The organism is Variovorax sp. LjRoot84 (genome assembly GCF_964254305.1).
In the GTDB taxonomy this organism is placed as follows: domain Bacteria; phylum Pseudomonadota; class Gammaproteobacteria; order Burkholderiales; family Burkholderiaceae_C; genus Variovorax.
This window is the reverse complement of sequence record NZ_CAXUTE020000001.1, coordinates 5,643,228-5,659,573: the sequence shown is the minus strand read 5'-3', so window position 1 is coordinate 5,659,573 and position 16,346 is coordinate 5,643,228. Positions and strand designations below refer to the sequence as shown.

At 68.2% G+C, this 16,346-nt stretch carries 17 protein-coding genes; 6 read left to right on the top strand and 11 right to left on the bottom strand.

The features are described from left to right. Positions 1–66 precede the first annotated feature (66 nt). Positions 67–213: a hypothetical protein gene (locus ACSQ9I_RS27910; RefSeq protein WP_436315291.1), complete on the top strand. Its 147-nt coding sequence runs from the start codon at positions 67–69 to the stop codon at positions 211–213. A gap of 49 nt (positions 214–262) precedes the next feature. Beyond that, positions 263–2,443, top strand: coding sequence for a catalase HPII (katE, locus tag ACSQ9I_RS27905; protein ID WP_436315290.1), 2,181 nt, complete (start codon positions 263–265; stop codon positions 2,441–2,443). On the opposite strand, the gene ACSQ9I_RS27900 is transcribed toward katE, so the two are convergent. Next, positions 2,440–3,360: a LysR family transcriptional regulator gene (locus ACSQ9I_RS27900; protein WP_436315289.1), complete on the bottom strand. Its 921-nt coding sequence runs from the start codon at positions 3,358–3,360 to the stop codon at positions 2,440–2,442. The two genes, katE and ACSQ9I_RS27900, sit on opposite strands and share 4 nt — an antisense overlap. Positions 3,361–3,489: 129 nt before the next feature. Here ACSQ9I_RS27900 and ACSQ9I_RS27895 point away from each other — a divergent pair, with 129 nt between their 5' ends. From ACSQ9I_RS27895 to ACSQ9I_RS27885, 3 genes are all read left to right on the top strand, one after another. Further along, positions 3,490–3,882 (top strand): DoxX family protein, encoded by a 393-nt coding sequence (locus ACSQ9I_RS27895; protein ID WP_436315288.1) that lies wholly within the window; start codon positions 3,490–3,492, stop codon positions 3,880–3,882. Next, complete coding sequence (locus ACSQ9I_RS27890) at positions 3,879–4,718, top strand: pirin family protein (RefSeq protein ID WP_436315287.1); 840 nt, start codon at positions 3,879–3,881, stop codon at positions 4,716–4,718. Before ACSQ9I_RS27895 ends, ACSQ9I_RS27890 begins: the two co-directional genes overlap by 4 nt. 64 nt (positions 4,719–4,782) lie before the next feature. Then, positions 4,783–5,784: a S1C family serine protease gene (locus ACSQ9I_RS27885; protein ID WP_436315286.1), complete on the top strand. Its 1,002-nt coding sequence runs from the start codon at positions 4,783–4,785 to the stop codon at positions 5,782–5,784. A gap of 6 nt (positions 5,785–5,790) precedes the next feature. On the opposite strand, the gene ACSQ9I_RS27880 is transcribed toward ACSQ9I_RS27885, so the two are convergent. From ACSQ9I_RS27880 to ACSQ9I_RS27835, 10 genes are all read right to left on the bottom strand, one after another. Further along, a complete protein-coding gene (locus tag ACSQ9I_RS27880) occupies positions 5,791–6,039 on the bottom strand; it encodes a hypothetical protein (protein WP_436315285.1) in 249 nt (82 codons plus the stop codon). An 8-nt stretch (positions 6,040–6,047) separates the two neighbouring features. Further along, the gene (locus ACSQ9I_RS27875) at positions 6,048–6,350 is read right to left on the bottom strand and encodes a hypothetical protein (protein ID WP_436315284.1); all 303 of its coding nucleotides are present in this window, start codon (positions 6,348–6,350) and stop codon (positions 6,048–6,050) included. 91 nt (positions 6,351–6,441) lie between these two features. Then, positions 6,442–7,494 (bottom strand): SMP-30/gluconolactonase/LRE family protein, encoded by a 1,053-nt coding sequence (locus ACSQ9I_RS27870; protein WP_436315283.1) that lies wholly within the window; start codon positions 7,492–7,494, stop codon positions 6,442–6,444. A 46-nt stretch (positions 7,495–7,540) separates the two neighbouring features. Beyond that, complete coding sequence (locus tag ACSQ9I_RS27865; RefSeq protein WP_436315282.1) at positions 7,541–8,425, bottom strand: 2-hydroxy-3-oxopropionate reductase; 885 nt, start codon at positions 8,423–8,425, stop codon at positions 7,541–7,543. Between the two features lie 15 nt (positions 8,426–8,440). Then, positions 8,441–9,232 carry an HpcH/HpaI aldolase family protein gene (locus ACSQ9I_RS27860; RefSeq protein WP_436315281.1) on the bottom strand — a complete coding sequence of 264 codons (792 nt, stop codon included), beginning with the start codon at positions 9,230–9,232 and terminating at the stop codon, positions 8,441–8,443. A 22-nt stretch (positions 9,233–9,254) separates the two neighbouring features. After that, positions 9,255–10,589 carry a glucarate dehydratase gene (gene gudD / locus ACSQ9I_RS27855; protein WP_436315280.1) on the bottom strand — a complete coding sequence of 445 codons (1,335 nt, stop codon included), beginning with the start codon at positions 10,587–10,589 and terminating at the stop codon, positions 9,255–9,257. Between the two features lie 8 nt (positions 10,590–10,597). Then, positions 10,598–11,584 (bottom strand): Bug family tripartite tricarboxylate transporter substrate binding protein, encoded by a 987-nt coding sequence (locus tag ACSQ9I_RS27850; protein WP_436315279.1) that lies wholly within the window; start codon positions 11,582–11,584, stop codon positions 10,598–10,600. A 120-nt stretch (positions 11,585–11,704) separates the two neighbouring features. Continuing rightward, entirely contained in the window at positions 11,705–12,736 is a 1,032-nt protein-coding gene (locus ACSQ9I_RS27845) for a LacI family DNA-binding transcriptional regulator (protein ID WP_436315278.1), read from the bottom strand. 27 nt (positions 12,737–12,763) lie between these two features. Continuing rightward, positions 12,764–13,750, bottom strand: a complete 987-nt coding sequence (gene dhaK, locus ACSQ9I_RS27840) for a dihydroxyacetone kinase subunit DhaK (protein ID WP_436315277.1) — start codon at positions 13,748–13,750, stop codon at positions 12,764–12,766. Positions 13,751–13,808: 58 nt separating this feature from the next. Continuing rightward, positions 13,809–14,840 (bottom strand): LacI family DNA-binding transcriptional regulator, encoded by a 1,032-nt coding sequence (locus ACSQ9I_RS27835; protein WP_436293976.1) that lies wholly within the window; start codon positions 14,838–14,840, stop codon positions 13,809–13,811. Between the two features lie 165 nt (positions 14,841–15,005). Between ACSQ9I_RS27835 and ACSQ9I_RS27830 the strand changes: the two genes are divergently transcribed. Then, positions 15,006–16,346: an ABC transporter substrate-binding protein gene (locus tag ACSQ9I_RS27830; RefSeq protein WP_436305784.1), complete on the top strand. Its 1,341-nt coding sequence runs from the start codon at positions 15,006–15,008 to the stop codon at positions 16,344–16,346.

The following is a 16,346-nucleotide window of genomic DNA, read 5'->3' as shown; positions in this document are numbered from 1 at the left end:
TGGCTTGCTCGCAGCCGGCATGCAGCGCCTGTCGAACCGTCCCGCAACGATGATCTGGAGCGAATCATGGAGCTTTCCTCACTGTTCGGCGCGCTCGGAGATGCCTGGATCGACGATGTCCTGTTCTGGGCCATAGCGGCTGCGGCCGGCGTCGTCGGACTCGTGGCGGTGGTCAGCGCACTGGATGTGCTCTTCGACGCGGAAGCCGGCTGATCCTGCGGCGCTTCGAGGCGCCGCATTCCAAGAGAACGAAGGAATCTCGATGACGCCACAGAACAAGGCGGCCGCCGCCCGTCGCCCCAAGCCGGGGGACGGCAGCAATGCCAAGCAGGAACAACTGGCCGCCTTCACGAGCGACAACACCCCGCAGCTCAGCACCAATCAGGGCCTGCAGATCCCGGACAACCACAACTCGCTGAAGGCGGGCGCGCGCGGGCCGACGCTGCTCGAAGACTTCATCCTGCGCGAGAAGATCACGCACTTCGACCACGAGCGCATTCCCGAGCGCGTGGTGCATGCACGCGGCGAGGCGGCGCACGGCTACTTCGAGGTCTACAAGTCGATGTCGCAGTTCACCTCTGCCGATTTCCTGCAGGATCCGGCGATCCGCACGCCCGTTTTCGTGCGCTTCTCGACCGTGGCGGGTTCGCGCGGCTCGGCCGACACGGTGCGCGACGTGCGGGGCTTCGCGGTCAAGTTCTACACGCGCGAGGGCAACTACGACCTGGTGGGCAACAACATCCCGGTGTTCTTCATCCAGGATGCGATCAAGTTCCCCGACCTGATCCACGCCGTCAAGCCCGAACCGCACCACGAGATGCCGCAGGCCGCGAGCGCCCACGACACCTTCTGGGACTTCGCCTCGCTGATGCCCGAGACCACCCACATGCTGATGTGGATCATGTCGGATCGCGCGATCCCGCGCAGCCTGCGCATGATGGAAGGCTTCGGCGTCCACACCTTTCGCTTCATCAATGCGCGCGGCGAGAGCCATTTCGTCAAGTTCCACTGGAAGCCCAAGCTCGGCATCCACGGGCTGGCGTGGGACGAGGCGCAGAAGATCGCCGGCAAGGATGCCGACTTCCACCGGCGCGACCTGTGGGAGGCCATCGAGCGCGGCGATTTCCCCGAATGGGAGCTGGGTGTGCAGCTGATTCCGCAGGACAAGGAGCATGCCTTCGGCTTCGATCTGCTCGACCCGACCAAGATCGTGCCCGAGGAGATGGTGCCGGTGCAGCGCATCGGCCGCCTGGTGCTCAACCGCAACCCCGACAATTTCTTCGCCGAGACCGAGCAGGTGGCCTTCCATCCGGGCCACGTGGTGCCGGGCATCGATTTCACGAACGATCCGCTGCTGCAGGGCCGCCTGTTCTCCTACACCGACACGCAGATCTCGCGCCTGGGCGGCGCCAACTTCCACGAGCTGCCGATCAACAGGAGCGTCTGCCCCTTCCACAACTTCCAGCGCGACGGCATGCACCGCCAGACCATCGCGCGCGGCAAGGTGGCCTACGAACCGCACTCGCTCCTCGACGGCAAGGAGTTCCGCATCGACGGCGCGAGCGGCGGCTTCCAGTCCTTTCCCGAGGAAATCGACCCGCCCAAGCTGCGGCGCCGCAGCCCCTCCTTCGACGACCACTTCACGCAGGCGCGGCTGTTCTTCAACAGCCAGAGCGCGGCCGAGAAGGAGCACATCATCGCGGCCTTTCGCTTCGAGCTCTCGAAGGTCGAGGCGCCGGCGATACGCCAGCGCATGGTGGACAACCTCGCGCACGTCGACGAGAAGCTCGCGCGCCGCGTGGCCGAGCCGCTGGGCATCGACGCCCCCGATGCCAAGGCGGCCGCGGGCCGGGCCGGTTATCGCGAGCACCGCATGACGCTGCCGATCGAGGAATCGCGCGCGCTCAGCATGGCGGACACCGGCGATGGCTCGATCAAGACGCGCAAGGTGGCGATCCTGGTGATGGACGGCATCGACTCGGCCTCGCTGAAGCCGATCCGCGAAGCCCTCGAACAGGCTGGCGCGCGGTGCAAGGTGGTCGGCCCGCGGCTCGGCACCGTCGCGAGCGCGTCCAGGCGCCAGCTCGATGTCGACGCCACCTTCGTCAACATGCCTTCGGTGATGTTCGACGCCGTGCTCGTGCCGGCCGGCGCGCAGGGCGCCGAGGCGCTGGCGCGCAACGGCGATGCGCTGCATTTCGTGCTCGAGGCCTACAAGCACTGCAAGGCCATCTGCACGGTGGGCGAGGGCGTGAAGCTGCTCGCGACGCTGGGCGTCGGCGCCGATCCGGGCAAGGCGCCGGCCGGCGTGGTGGTGGCCGCCACGCCGACCACGAACCTGGGCGACACCAGCGCCGCCACGCAGATCGCGCAGGACTTCATCGCGGCGATCGCGAAGCACCGGCACTGGGACCGGGCGAACGTGGACGGCGTGCCGGCCTAGGACCGGAGCACCTCCGGCAACGTCTCTACCGCACTCAGCTTCTCCAACACCAACCCGATGAACGCCGACACCGCCAGCGGCAGGTGCCGCCGGCTCGGGTAGAGCACGCTCAGGCCTTGGCTGGTGCGCTGGTATTGCGGCAGCACCGGCACGAGCAGGCCGGCCTGAATGTCGAGCCTGGCCATGGCGGGCGGCAGCAGCGCGATGCCGAGGCCGGCCAGGGTGGCTTTGCGCAGCGCCTGGGCCGTGTTGCCGCTGAAGCGGCCGGCGACCTGCACTTCCTCCTGCACCCCGTCGGGGCCGGCCAGGCGCCAGGTGGTGCGGCCGCTGGGGTGGGCGGAGCTCACGCAGTCGTGGTTCGCCAGATCTTGCAGCGTGGCGGGCGCGCCGCGCGCGGCGATGTAGGCGGGGCTGGCCACCATGCCGCCGCTGCGGGCGCCGAGGAGCCGGCGGCCGACATAGCCCGAGTCGCGCAGCGGGCCGCCGCGAAACGCGACGTCGATCTGCTCGGCAATCAGATCGGCCTTGGCATCACTGAGCACGAAGTCGAGCCGCACCAGCGGATGCGCGGCCAGAAAGTCGGCCACCCACTCCATCGGGAAGAAGTCGAAGAAATCGGCTGTCGCCGCCACGCGCACCAGGCCACTGGGTTCCTGGCTGCCCGTCAACAACGCCTGGCCGGCTTTGACCAGCCCGTCGACCGCGCCTGCGCAGCGCTCGTGAAAGGCCTGGCCGGCGCTGGTGAGCGTGAGCTTGCGGGTGGAGCGCTGCATCAGCCGTGTGCCGAGCCGGGCTTCGAGCTGCTGGATGCGCCGGCTCACGGTGTTGGGCGGCACGCCCAGCCGCCGCGCCGCCTCGGCAAAGCTGCCGCAGCGCACCACCTCCACAAACATGGCGATGTCGTTCAGGTCGAGCACGAGGCGATTCCTTCTATCTGTGGACGAGTGCAATCCGATTGTGCCGTCTAGTCGATCAATGGGTGCGACCCTAATCTTCTGCGCATCGGGCTCCCACGCCTCAACGCACACGCAAGGACACCTCTTTCCATGGCTTTTTTTCCGGTTTCCCCCACGCAGCGCCGCATCGTCTGGGGCGTTCGCATTCTTCTGGCGCTGGCTTTCGGCGCGGCTGGCCTCTCCAAGCTGGCCGGCGTGCCGCAGATGGTCCAGGTGTTCGATGCCATCGGCTTCGGCCAGTGGTTTCGTTACCTGACGGGCGCGGTCGAAGTCGTGGGCGCCGTGCTGCTGCTCGTACCTGCAACCGGCTTCTTCGGCGGCTTGCTGCTCGCCGCAACCATGGTCGGTGCGGTGGCGACGCACGTGGTGCTGATCGGCGGCAATCCCGCGCCGGCCGTGGTGCTCGGTGCGCTCGCTGCCTTCGTGGCCTGGCGACTGCGGCCCGTCTCGCTCCTTGGCGGCGGCTTGAAGGAAGCCGCATGACCGCCGCCGTCGACACCAAAGCCCGCGCCATCGTCTACCGCACAAGCGGCAGCACGCATGGGCCGATCACGCGGCTCGTGAGTCCGGGCGAGCTGGGCGAGTTTCTCAAGCCCTTCGTGTTTCTCGACCTCTTCGGCTTCCAGCCCGAGCCCGGCCACAAGGGCTTCGGCATGCACCCGCACTCGGGCATCGCGACGCTGACCTTAATGATCGAAGGTGAAGTGGGCTATGAAGACACGACCGGCAAGAAGGGTGTGCTGCCCGCTGGCGGCGTGGAGTGGATGCGCGCCGGCAACGGCGTGTGGCACACCGGCGCGCCGGTCGGCGACTCGCCGGTGCTGGGCTTCCAGCTCTGGGTGGCGTTGCCCGCTTCGGAAGAGAACGCACCGGCCCAAAGCCTTTACCTCGCGCCCTCGCAGGTGCCGCAAGAGGGTCCGGCGCGCGTGCTGCTCGGGCGCTACGGCAAGGCGCAAAGCGCCATTCCGGCGCCGGCGTCGATGAACTATCTGGCCGTGCGCCTGAAAGACGGCGAGTGCTGGCGCTACACGCCGCCCGCCGGCCACACGGTGGGCTGGGTCGCGGTCAATGCGGGCGGGCTCGATGCGGGTGGACCGGTCGTTACCGGCGAGCTCGCGGTGTTCGAGGAATCCGGTGAGGCCATCGACTTCGTGGCCCACGGCGACACGGCCTTCGTTCTGGGCTCGGCCGTGAAGCATCCGCACGAACTGGTGATGGGCTACTACTCGGTGCACACCAGCAAGGCGGCGCTCGATCAGGGCGAGGTCGGGATCCGGCGCATCGGCGCGCGGCTGCGGGAGGAGGGGCGGCTGGGCTGATCGACGCGGAAAGCGGGTACCTGCCCATCCGGGCAGTGGCTTCAGCCCCTTGTGGCTTCACAGAATGAAGCCATCTGAAGCCATGCTCAACACGGAAGGCACCGGCCCCGAGCCGGCCCAGGACGCCCTGATCGACGCCTACTCGCGCGCGGTCGCCACCGTGGCCGACGGCGTCGGGCCGGCCGTCGTGCGGGTGCAAAGCGCAGCGCCCGGCCGGCGCGGCGGCGGCTTCGGGTCCGGCGTGGTCATCGCCGGCGACGGGCTGGTGCTCACCAACAGCCACGTGGTGGCAGGCGCGCGGCGCGTGCGCATCGGGCTGGCCGAAGGCGGCGACAGGGAAGCCGAGGTGCTCGGCGACGATCCGGCCACCGATCTGGCGCTGCTGCGCGTCGAACTCCCGCGCGGCGCCGCGACTGCGACGCTGGGCGATTCGAAGGTGCTGAAGCGCGGCCACCTGGTGGTGGGCATCGGCAATCCGCTGGGCTTCGAATCCACCGTCACGGCCGGCATCGTCTCGGCGCTGGGCCGCTCGCTGCGCTCGCAGAGCGGGTACCTGATCGACGATGTCATCCAGACCGACGCGGCGCTCAACCCGGGCAACTCCGGCGGCGCGCTGGTGGCTGCGTCGGGCCAGGTGGTGGGCATCAACACCGCCATGATCGCCGGCGCGCAGGGGCTGGCCTTCGCCGTCTCCAGCAACACGGCCCGCTTCGTGATCGGCGAATTCATCGCCCATGGCCGGGTTCGGCGCGCGCATCTCGGCATCGCGGCGCAGACGGTGCCGCTGGCGCGGCGCGTGGCGCTGGCCATTCATGCGGGCGCCAACGCGGTGCGCATCGGCGAAGTGCAGGCCGGCGGCCCCGCGGACCTGGCAGGCCTGAGGGTGGGCGACATCCTCGTCGCGCTGGAAAGCGTGACGATTGCCGGTGCGGACGATCTCTTGCGATTGCTCAATGCGGAGCGCATCGGGCGGCCGGTCCAGGTGTCGCTGCTGCGGGAAGGGCGGCTCGTGACACGCACGGTCACGGCGCAGGAGCGCGTGCAGCCGGCGGCCGCGCGGCGCTGAGCGCCTTCAGGCGCGCGCGACGGAAAGCAGGCCGTCGATCGCGAGCACCACGCCCTGCTGGGCATCCTTGCTGGGCGGGCCTTCGGCGAGCATCTTGCGCACCAGGCTCAGCGTGTTGATCAGTTCCGCTTCCATGTCGGTCAGCAAGGGAATCATCTCGTAGTCGGGGTATCTACCTCGCGCTCCCAACGGCCGGCCGGGTCCGGACAGATCGACTTCGTAGCCTTCGCGAATGGCTTCGGTCTGGGTCTTCATGGCGCGCCTCAACTCAGTTGCATCAGTTGCGAAAGCCGCTTGCCCATCGCCTGGATCCGCTCGCCTCTTTCCCGCGCGCGGCGCGTGGCGATGTAGTCCAGTGCGGCCGCCACGGATTCTGCCCCTTCGTCGCCCGACTCCGAACGCCTGCGCCACTGGCTGGCCACCTCGGCCAGCTGACGGCTGTCGAGGCGCGCCGGGGGCGGAGGGAGTGAGGTCGCCCCGGGTCCCGCAGGCGGCAGGCTGGCGCGCAAGAGACTGAGCAGCCCCTCGGGGGACCACCGCGGTTGGGAGAGGTTTTGACGTTTCATGTAATACATTGTGCCTAGCTGTGCACGCCGTAACAAGGTATTTCAAGAGCTTTTTACTTACTTTCTAACGAAGACTTGCTCCGGTCGCCATTCAAGCCGCGCCATGCATTTCCACATAGAGCGCATAAAGCGAGTGGCAACTTGCCATGTAAAGCCGGTTGTTCTTGGCCCCGCCGAAACTGAGGTTCGCGCAACGCTCCGGCAGGCGGATGAAACCGATCGCCTTGCCCTGCGGGTTGAACACCATCACGCCGTCCAGGTCCGCCGGGTTTGCGCCGGGCGCGCCGTTGCTGCCCCAGCCGCACCACAGGTTGCCGTCGACGTCGACCTTGAAGCCGTCGATCGAACCGGGCCCGTTGGCGTCCACCAGCCGGGTCTTGTTGGACAGGCTGGCGCCGCTGCCGACGTCGTAGCTCCAGATCACGCGGTGGGGCTGGGCACGTCCCTCGACGATGTAGAGCTTCTTCTCGTCAGGCGAGAAGGCCAGGCCGTTGGGGCCGTTCAGGTCGGCGGTGACGAGGCCGATCTTGCCGTCCGGCGCGATGCGGTAGACGGAGTGCGGCAGTTCGGAGGCGGCCTTGTCGCCCTCCCAGTTGCCGCCGATGCCGAAGGGCGGATCGGTGAACCAGATGGAGCCGTCGGACTTGCAGACGATGTCGTTGGGCGAGTTGAGCTTCTTGCCGTTGAAGCTGTCGGCCAGCACGGTGATCCTGCCGTCGTACTCGGTGCGCGTGATGCGCCGGGTCAGGTGTTCGCAGGCCAGCAGCCGCCCCTGCCGGTCGCGCGCCAGGCCGTTGGAATAGTTGGACGGCTGGCGAAACACGCCGAAAGTCCCGGTGGCCTCGTCGAAACGCATGATGCGGTTGTTGGGGATGTCGCTCACCAGCAGATAGCGTCCGTCGCCGAACCACACCGGGCCTTCGGCCCAGCGCATGCCGGTGCCCAGCTGTTCGACCGTGCTGCTGTAGATGCGGTACTTGCCGAAGCTCGGGTCCAGCACCTGCACCGCCGGATCGGGGTAGCGCTGGCTGGGCTTGAAGTCGAAGGCCTGCGCGGCGGCGGTGCCGCCGAGCGCGGCCAGCGTGCTGCCCGCGGCCGTCTTCAGGAAAGCGGGGCGCGCGCTCGCGCCTTGTTGTTCTTGCATGCTCGTCTCCAGGGTTGTTGTTCTTCGTCGGCGGCGCGATGCGGCTTCAGGTCTGCGGGTTCGCCACCTCGTGCGCCGCCATCTGCTCCAGCGCCTTGACCAGCGCCGAATGATCGAGCTGGTCCCAGCCGTGGGCGGCGCAGGACTGCATCAGCTGCGCGGCCGAAGCCGTCTGCGGCAGCGCGACGCCCATCGACCTGGCGCCGGCGAGCGCGAGGCTCAAATCCTTCTGGTGCAGCGCGATGCGGAAGCCCGGGTTGAAGGTGCGCTTGATCATGCGTTCGCCATGCACTTCGAGGATGCGGCTGGCCGCGAAGCCGCCCATCAGCGCCTGCCGCACCTTGGCCGGATCGGCGCCGGCCTTGCTCGCGAACAGCAGCGCCTCGCCGACCGCGGCGATGTTGAGTGCGACGATGATCTGGTTGGCCACCTTGGTGGTCTGGCCGTCGCCGTTGCCGCCGACCAGCGTGATGTTCTTGCCCATGGCTTCGAGCAGCGGCTTCACCTTGTCGAAGGTGGCTTGCGAGCCGCCGCACATGATGGTCAGGCTGGCGGCCTTGGCGCCGACTTCGCCGCCGGAGACCGGCGCGTCGAGGTACTCGCAGCCGAGCGAGTTGATCTTGCTGGCGAAGGCCTTGGTCTCGATGGGCGAGATGCTGCTCATGTCCATCACCGTCTTGCCGGCGCTCAGGCCGTCGGCGACGCCGTCCTTGCCGAACAGCACCGACTCGACATCGGGCGTGTCCGGCAGCATGAGCACGATGACATCGGCGGCGCGCGCGACGTCGGCGTTGGTTTTGCACTGCGTGGCCTTGGCCAGCGCCTCGGGCACCTTGCTGCGCGTGCGCACGAACATCTCGTGGCCGGCGGCCAGGAGGTTCTGCGCCATCGGCGCGCCCATGATGCCGAGTCCGATGAATCCGACTTTCATTTCGATTTCCTTGGTTCAGTAGGTGGAAGAAGATGCCGCAGGCGCCGGCGTGGCCCGCATCGCTGCGAGCATCTGCTGGGCGCCGGCGGCCATGAGCCGCGCGTCCGAGCTCACCGTGACGAACTGGAAGCCCTTGGCAATGCGCGCGAGCGCCACGTCGGGCCTGCCGTTGTGGATGCCGGCGACCAGGCCGTGCGCCTTGGCGCGGTCGAGGATGTGGTCGATGGCCTGCGCGACCGGCGGGTCCACGTCGTCGAAGACGGGACGGCAGCCGAGCGCGAGCGAGAGGTCCGACGGGCCGATGTACACCGCATCCAGCCCTTCGACCGAGAGGATGTCGTCCAGGTTGTCGAGTGCCTGTGCCGTCTCGATCATCGCGAAGGTGACGATGGTGTCGTTGGCATGCTCGGGATAGTCGGCGCCGCCGTAGAGCAGCGCGCGCACCGGGCCGAAGCTGCGCGTGCCGCGCGGCGCGTAGTGTGTGTAGGCCACCAGCCGCTGCGCGTCCTCGCGCGTGTTGACCATCGGGCAGATCACGCCGTAGGCGCCGGCGTCCAGCGTCTTCATGAGGATGCCTGGCTCCAGCCACGGCACGCGCACCACGGGCACCGTGTTGGTGGTCGAGATCGCCTGCAGCATGGGGAGCATGGCCTGGTAGTCGACCACGCCGTGCTGCAGGTCGATGGTCAGCGAGTCCCAGCCCTGGTGGGCCATGGTTTCGGCCGAGAAGCTGTTCGGAATCGCGAGCCAGCCGTTGACGGCCGCCCCACCGGATTTCCACAGTGTGCGCAGGCGGTTTTCTCTCATGGGGCGTCCTTGGTTGGTTTGGCTAACGGTCGAAGGCCGGCCGCTTGGGGTCGAATTTCCAGCCGGGGATGAGGGCTTGCATCGCCACCGCATCGTCGCGCGAATCCAGCCCGTGCTGCTGGTAGAGCTGATGCGCCTTCTCGACCTCGGCCATGTCGAGCTCGATGCCCAGGCCCGGCTTCTTCGGCACCTGTACCAGGCCGCCCTGGATCTGCAGCGGCTCCTTGGTGAGGCGCTGGCCGTCCTGCCAGATCCAGTGCGTGTCGATCGCGGTCACGCGGCCGGGCGCGGCGGCGCCGACGTGCGTGAACATGGCGAGCGAGACGTCGAAATGGTTGTTCGAATGCGAACCCCAGGTGAGGCCCCAGTCGCGGCAGGTCTGCGCCACGCGCACCGAGCCGGCCATGGTCCAGAAATGCGGATCGGCCAGCGGGATGTCGACCGACTGCAGCGCGAGCGCATGGCTCATCTGGCGCCAGTCGGTGGCGATCATGTTGGTGGCGGTCGGCAGGCCGGTGGCGCGCCGGAACTCGGCCATCACCTCGCGGCCGGAGAAACCTTCTTCGGCGCCGCAGGGGTCTTCGGCATAGGCGACCACGCCGCGCATGTCGCGCATGAGCCGGATCGCGTCCTTCAGCAGCCAGCCGCCGTTGGGGTCCAGCGTGACGCGCGCCTGCGGAAAGCGCTCGTGCAGCGCGGTCACGGCCTCGATCTCTTCCTCGCCGCGCAGCACACCGCCCTTGAGCTTGAAATCGTTGAAGCCGTAGCGCTCGCGCGCCGCTTCGGCCAGGCGCACGATGGCCTCGGGCGTCATCGCCTTCTCGTGGCGCAGGCGGAACCAGTCGTTGCCGGCATCGGCTTCGCGCGCATAGGGCAGATCGCTCTTGTCGCGGTCGCCGATGTAGAACAGGTAGCCCAGCATCTCGACCGCCTCGCGCTGCTGGCCTTCGCCGAGCAGCGCGGCGACCGGCACGTCCAGGTGCTGGCCCAGCAGGTCGAGCAGTGCCGATTCGACCGCGGTCACCGCGTGGATCGTGGTGCGCAGGTCGAAGGTCTGCAGGCCGCGGCCGCCGGCATCGCGATCGGCGAACTGCTTGCCCATCTGCTGCAGCACGCGCTGGTGCGCGCCGATCGGCTGGCCGACGACCAGCGGCCGTGCATCTTCGAGCGTCTGGCGGATCTTCTCGCCGCCGGGCACTTCGCCGACGCCGGTGCGGCCGGCGTTGTCGGTCAGGATCAGCAGATTGCGGGTGAAGAAGGGGCCGTGGGCGCCGCTCAGGTTCAAGAGCATGCTGTCGCGGCCGGCGACGGGGATCACGCGCAGGTCGGTGATCAGGGGGGTGGCGTTGAGGGACATGGGTTTTCTCAATCGATGCTGATCTTGCCGGTCTCGATCACTTTCTTCCAGCGGGCGAACTCCTGTTGCTGGAAAGTCGCGAACTGTGCCGGCGTGTTGCCCACTACCTCGAGGCCGATGGAAGTGAACTGCTGCTTGATGGCCGGGTCGTTGAGCGCGGCCACCACCGACTCGGCGGCCTTGGTGCGCAGCGCCGGCGGCAGGCCCTTGGGCGCGACGACGGCCTGCCAGGAATAGACCTCGACGTTCTTCACGCCGGCTTCGCTGATCGTCGGCACCTCGGGCAGCACCGGCGAACGCTTGTCGCCGGTGACCGCGAGCGCCTTGAGCTTGCCGGACTTGATGTGCGGCACCACCGCGTTGACGTTCTGGAACGAGGCATCGACCTGGCCGCCGAGCAGGTCGGTCATGGCCGGCGCGCCGCCCTTGTAGGGCACGTGCAGGCCGGTGGTGCCGGTCTGCTGCCAGAACAGCTCGGCCGTGAGGTGGTCGCTGGAGCCGTTGCCGGAGGAGGCGAAGCTCATCTTGCCCGGGTTCTTCTTCTCGTGCGCGATCACGTCGGCCACCGTCTTGTGCGGCGAGCTGGCCGGCACCACCAGCACGTTGGGCGCCTGCACGGCCACCGTGATCAGGTCGAAGTCCTTCAGCGCGTCGTACTGCATGCCCTTGATCAGGTGGGGTGCGATCACCAGCGGGCCGAGCGAGGTGACGAGGAAGGTGTAGCCATCGGGTGCCGCGCGCTTGACCAGCGTCGCGCCGATGGTGCCGGTGGCGCCGGCCTTGTTGTCGACCAGGAAGGGCTGGCCGAGCTTCTCCGTGAGCTTGGGGCCGATGGCGCGCGCCACCATGTCGGTGGAGCCGCCGGGCGGGAAGGGGACGACCAGCGTCACGGGCTTCTGGGGCCAATCCTGTCCTGAGCTTGTCGAAGTGGCCTGGGCGTAGGCGGCTGCACTGGCGGCCAGGCCGATGGCGAGGGCGCCGAGTAGCTTCTTCATGGGTTTGTCTCCTTGAAATTGAAAGAGGTCGATGGCTTAGGTAGCGCTACCATTCGATGGTCTAAATGATAGCGCTACCAAATGCGGCGTCAAGCAACCGAATCTAGGGGTTTATACGGATCAGGCGCTGTCGCGGTCGACGATCGAGAAGCCGATGTCGACTACACGGGGGTCGACCTGGCGGCCTTCCGCGCGGTCCACGATGAAGCGCGCGGCCTGCCGGCCGATGGCCTTGCTGTCGATGCGCACCGTGCTCAGCGCCGGATTCAGGTCGGCCGCGAACTCGAGGTCGCCGAAGCCGACCACCGCCAGCTGCGCCGGCACCGCGATGCCACGCGCCTGCGCCTCGGTCATCACGCCGAGCGCGAGCAGGTCGGAGCTGCAGAACACGGCGTCGATGTCCGGCGCGACCGCGAGCAGTTCGGCCAGCGCGCGGCGCCCGCTCTTCATCGTGGTGGGCGCCGGCACGTAGATCAGGCGCACCTCGCGCAGGCCGGCGGCGCGCGCCGCATCCTGGAAAGCCTGGTGACGCCGCCGCGAGCGTTCGTCGTCGCCGGCCACCACCGCGAGCCGGCTGCGCCCCTTGCTGCGCAGAAAGTCGACCACCGCGCGCCCCACCTCGACGTGCGAGAAGCCGACCAGCATGTCCAGCGGCGTGGGCGTGAGGTCCCAAGTCTCGACCACCGGGATGCCCGCGGCCAGCAGGCGCTTGCGTCCCTCGGCCGAATGCATGATGCCGGTGAGCACGATGCCATCCGGCCGGCGGCCGATGATGGCCTCGAGCAGCGCATCCTCGCGCGACTCGGCATAGCCGCTCTGGCCCAGCATGAGCTGGTACCCGCCCTCGGCGAGCGCCTCGGTCAGCGCCTGCACGGTCTGCAGGAACACCGGCCCGGCGATGGTCGGCACCACCGCGGCCACCAGCCGGCTGCGCGTCGATGCCAAGCCACCGGCCAGGCCGTTGCGCACATAGCCCGTGCGGGCCACCGCATCGGTGACTTTCTTCAGCACCTCGGCCGACACCTGCGCCGGTGTGTTGAGCGCGCGCGACGCGGTGATGGGCGCCACGCCGGCGAGCTTGGCGACGTCGTGCAGCGTGACGGCGCCGCTGCCGCGGCGGCTGCGGCGTGCCGGGGTGGCCTCGGGGTTCATGGGCCGGATTCTAGCGCCGCGATAGCGCTACCAGTGCAGTGTCGGCGTATGCACCGGCGCGTCCCACAGCCGCTTGGCCTCGTCGTCGAGCGCCGTGACGGTGAGCGAGGCACCCGCCATCTCGAGCGAGGTCGTGTGGTTGCCCACCAGCGTGCGCGCCACCGTCAGCCCTTCGGCGGCGAGCCGCCGGCGCGCATGGTGCTGCAGCAGGTAGAGCTCCATCAGCGGCGTGCCGCCCAGGCCGTTGACGTGCAGCAGCACCTCGCGGCCGCGCGCGAGCGAAAGATCCTTGAGGATCGGGTCGAGCAAGAGGTCGACGATCTCGACCGCCGGCGCGAAGGGCAGGCGCTGCCGCCCCGGTTCACCGTGGATGCCGACGCCGAGCTCCATCTCCTGCTCGCCGATCTCGAAGGTGGCCACGCCCGAGGCCGGCACGATGCAGCTGTTGAAGGCCACGCCCATCGAGGCGGTGCAGCTGTTGATGCGGTCGCCCAGCGCCTTGCAGTCGAACAGGTCGGCGCCGGCCTCGGCCGCGGCGCCGACGATCTTCTCGACGACGACCGTGCCGGCCACGCCGCGGCGGCCGCTCCCGTGGGTCGAATGGTCGATCGCGACGTCGTCGTCGACCACCACCATCAGGTGGTCGAGATCGACCAGCATGTCGCTCGCCATCTGGAAGTTGAGGCGGTCGCCGGCGTAGTTCTTGACGATGAAGAGGACGCCGCGGCCGGCGTTCACACGGTGCGCGGCCGCCATCCACTGGTCGGGTGTCGGCGAGGTGAACACCTGCCCCGGGCAGGCCGCGTCCAGCATGCCCCGGCCCACGTAGCCGGTGTGCAGCGGCTCGTGCCCCGAGCCGCCGCCGGACACCACGGCCACCGCGTCCTTCTTGGGCACGCGCCGGCACACGAAGGTCGGGTCGAACTCGACGGCCAGCAGCGCCTCGTGTGCCGACGCGAGGCCCGACAGGCTTTCGACGACCGCGTCGTCGACGTAGTTGATGAATTTCTTCATCGCGTGTCCTCGCGGGGCGAACATGAAGAGCGCATCGTGGGGCGATCGTGGGCGGCTGTCATGCGAGGTTCTCCGCAGTGAGGATGTCGACCCGCGGATTGCTGACCGCCAGCGCGCCGCGCACGCCTTCGCACAGCGCGCGCAGCACGCGCGCGGCGGTGGTAACCACGTAGTGCACGTCCTGGTGCAGCACGAAGCTCAGCGCACCGGAGATCAGCATGGCGCGATGCATGTCGAGCAGGTCGTGCGCGATCACGCCGAGCGAGGCGTCGTAGCCGTGCTCGGCCAGCGCGCGGTGCACGCCGTGGCTGCCGGGGCCGACGTTGTAGACCGCGGTCAGGCGCCCGCCCGTCGCTTGCGGGTCCAGCGCCTCGCGCGCGCGGCGGTAGGCCTCGTCTTCCGATTCCGGCATGTCGTCCACGCGCAGCAGCCGGGCGCCCGCGAAGCGCTCTTCCAGCACCTGCGCGAAGCCGATGCCGCGATCGATCTCGGCCGCATAGCGCGTGGCCGGCGACAGCAGCGCGCAGTGACCCTGGCCGGCCGGCGCCTCGCGCCCGAGCAGCAGGCCCGCGGTGCGGCCGGCGGCGCGGTTGTCGGCGCCGATGAAGGTCTCGCGCATCGAGCCCGCGACGTCGGAGAACAGGGTGACCACGTGCACGCCGGCGCGCACCAGTTCGTTGACGGCCAGCTTCACCGCCGGCGTGTCGGGCGCCAGCAGGGCCACGCCGTCCATGTCCGAGAGGCGCGCGAGCTCCTCGGCGAAGGCCGCCGCATCGTGGGCCGGCAGGCGACGCGTCACCTCGGTGATGTGCTGGTGCCGGAAATCGCCGGCCGCCTGCGCGATCACGCGATCCACCAGGTCGAAGAAGCCGCGCCGGGTCGAAGGCAGCACGAAGGCGAAACGGTAGCTCTCGGTCGAGCGCGGCCGGCCGCGCATCGGCACGGCGCCGCCCAGTTCCTTCATCGCGTCGCGCACGCGCTGCACGGTGACGGGGTTGACGCCGGGGCGGCTGTTCAGCACGCGGTCGACGGTGGCGGTGCTGACGCCGGCCGCTTCGGCGATCTGGGTGATGGTGACGGTAGTGGCCAAGTGCGGAAAGCGCCTCAATAAATCAATCAGGAGTGTCGCCGATGTCGATCGCCGGGCTTCACCGGACTATCCCGATTCGTCTGAGGTCTTAGGGTTTTCGTTGATTGATTTATTTTTTGCCATCTTTATTCTTCAATCGTCCCATGACCAACAGGAGATGAAGCAATGAAGTGGTTGACGAACAAGCGATCGACTTTCGGCACGGCGCTCCTCGCGGCGCTGACGCTGGCCTCCGGTGCCGCGCAGGCCCAGACCAAGCAGCTCACGCTGTGCTGGGCGGCCTGGGATCCGGCCAACGCGCTGGTGGAGCTGTCGAAGGACTTCACCGCCCAGACCGGCGTGCAGATGAAGTACGAGTTCGTGCCCTGGCCGAATTTCGCGCAGCGCATGCTCAACGAGCTCAACTCCAAGGGCAAGCTCTGCGACCTGCTGATCGGCGACAGCCAGTGGATCGGCTCGGCCGCGACCGAGGGCCACTACATCAAGCTCAACGAGTTCTTCGACAAGAACGGCATCAAGATGAGCGACTTCATGCCCGCCACCGTCGAGGGCTACTCGACCTGGCCCAAGGGCACGAAGAACTACTGGGCGCTGCCCGCGATGGGTGATGCCGTGGCCTTCACCTACCGCAAGGACTGGTTCGCCCGGCCCGAGCTGCAGGCGGAGTTCAAGACCAAGTACAACCGCGAGCTCGCGCCGCCCAAGACCTGGGACGAGTTCAAGCAGATCGGCCAGTTCTTCCAGAACCGCACGATCGACGGCAAGAAGGTTTACGGCGCGGCGCTCTACACCGAGCGCGGCTCCGAGGGCATCACCATGGGCGTGACGAACACCCTGTACGCCCACGGCATGCAGTACGACAACCCGAAGAAGCCGTACGACATGAAAGGCTTCATCAACGGGCCCGAGGCCGTGGCCGGCCTCAAGTTCTACAAGGAGCTGTTCGACTGCTGCACGCCGCCCGGGCATTCCAACGCCTACATGACCGAGGACCTCGACTCCTACAAGTCGGGCCAGGTCGCGATGCAGATGAACTTCATCGCGTTCTTCCCCGGCATCGCGAAGGATCCGAACGTGGGCGGCGAGAAGACCGGCTTCTTCACCATGCCCAAGGCCAAGGTCGCCGCGGCGCAGCTCGGCGGCCAGGGCATCTCGGTCGTCAAGTACTCCGACAAGAAGGAGCTCGCGCTCGACTACATCAAGTGGTTCGCGCAGCCCTCGGTGCAGCAGAAGTGGTGGGACGCGGGCGGCTTCTCGTGCCACAACGCGGTGCTCGGCAAGCCGGGCTTCGAGAAGAGCACCTCGTACGCGCCGGTGTTCCTCGACTCGATGAAGATCGTGCGTGACTTCTGGCAGGAGCCGAGCTATGCGCAACTGCTGCTGGCGATGCAGAAGCGCACGCACGACTACGTGGTGGCCGGCAAGGGCACGCCGCAGGAAGCGCTGGACGGTCTGCTGAAGGACTGGACCGAGGTCTTCAAGGAAGACGGGAAGATCAAGCCTTGA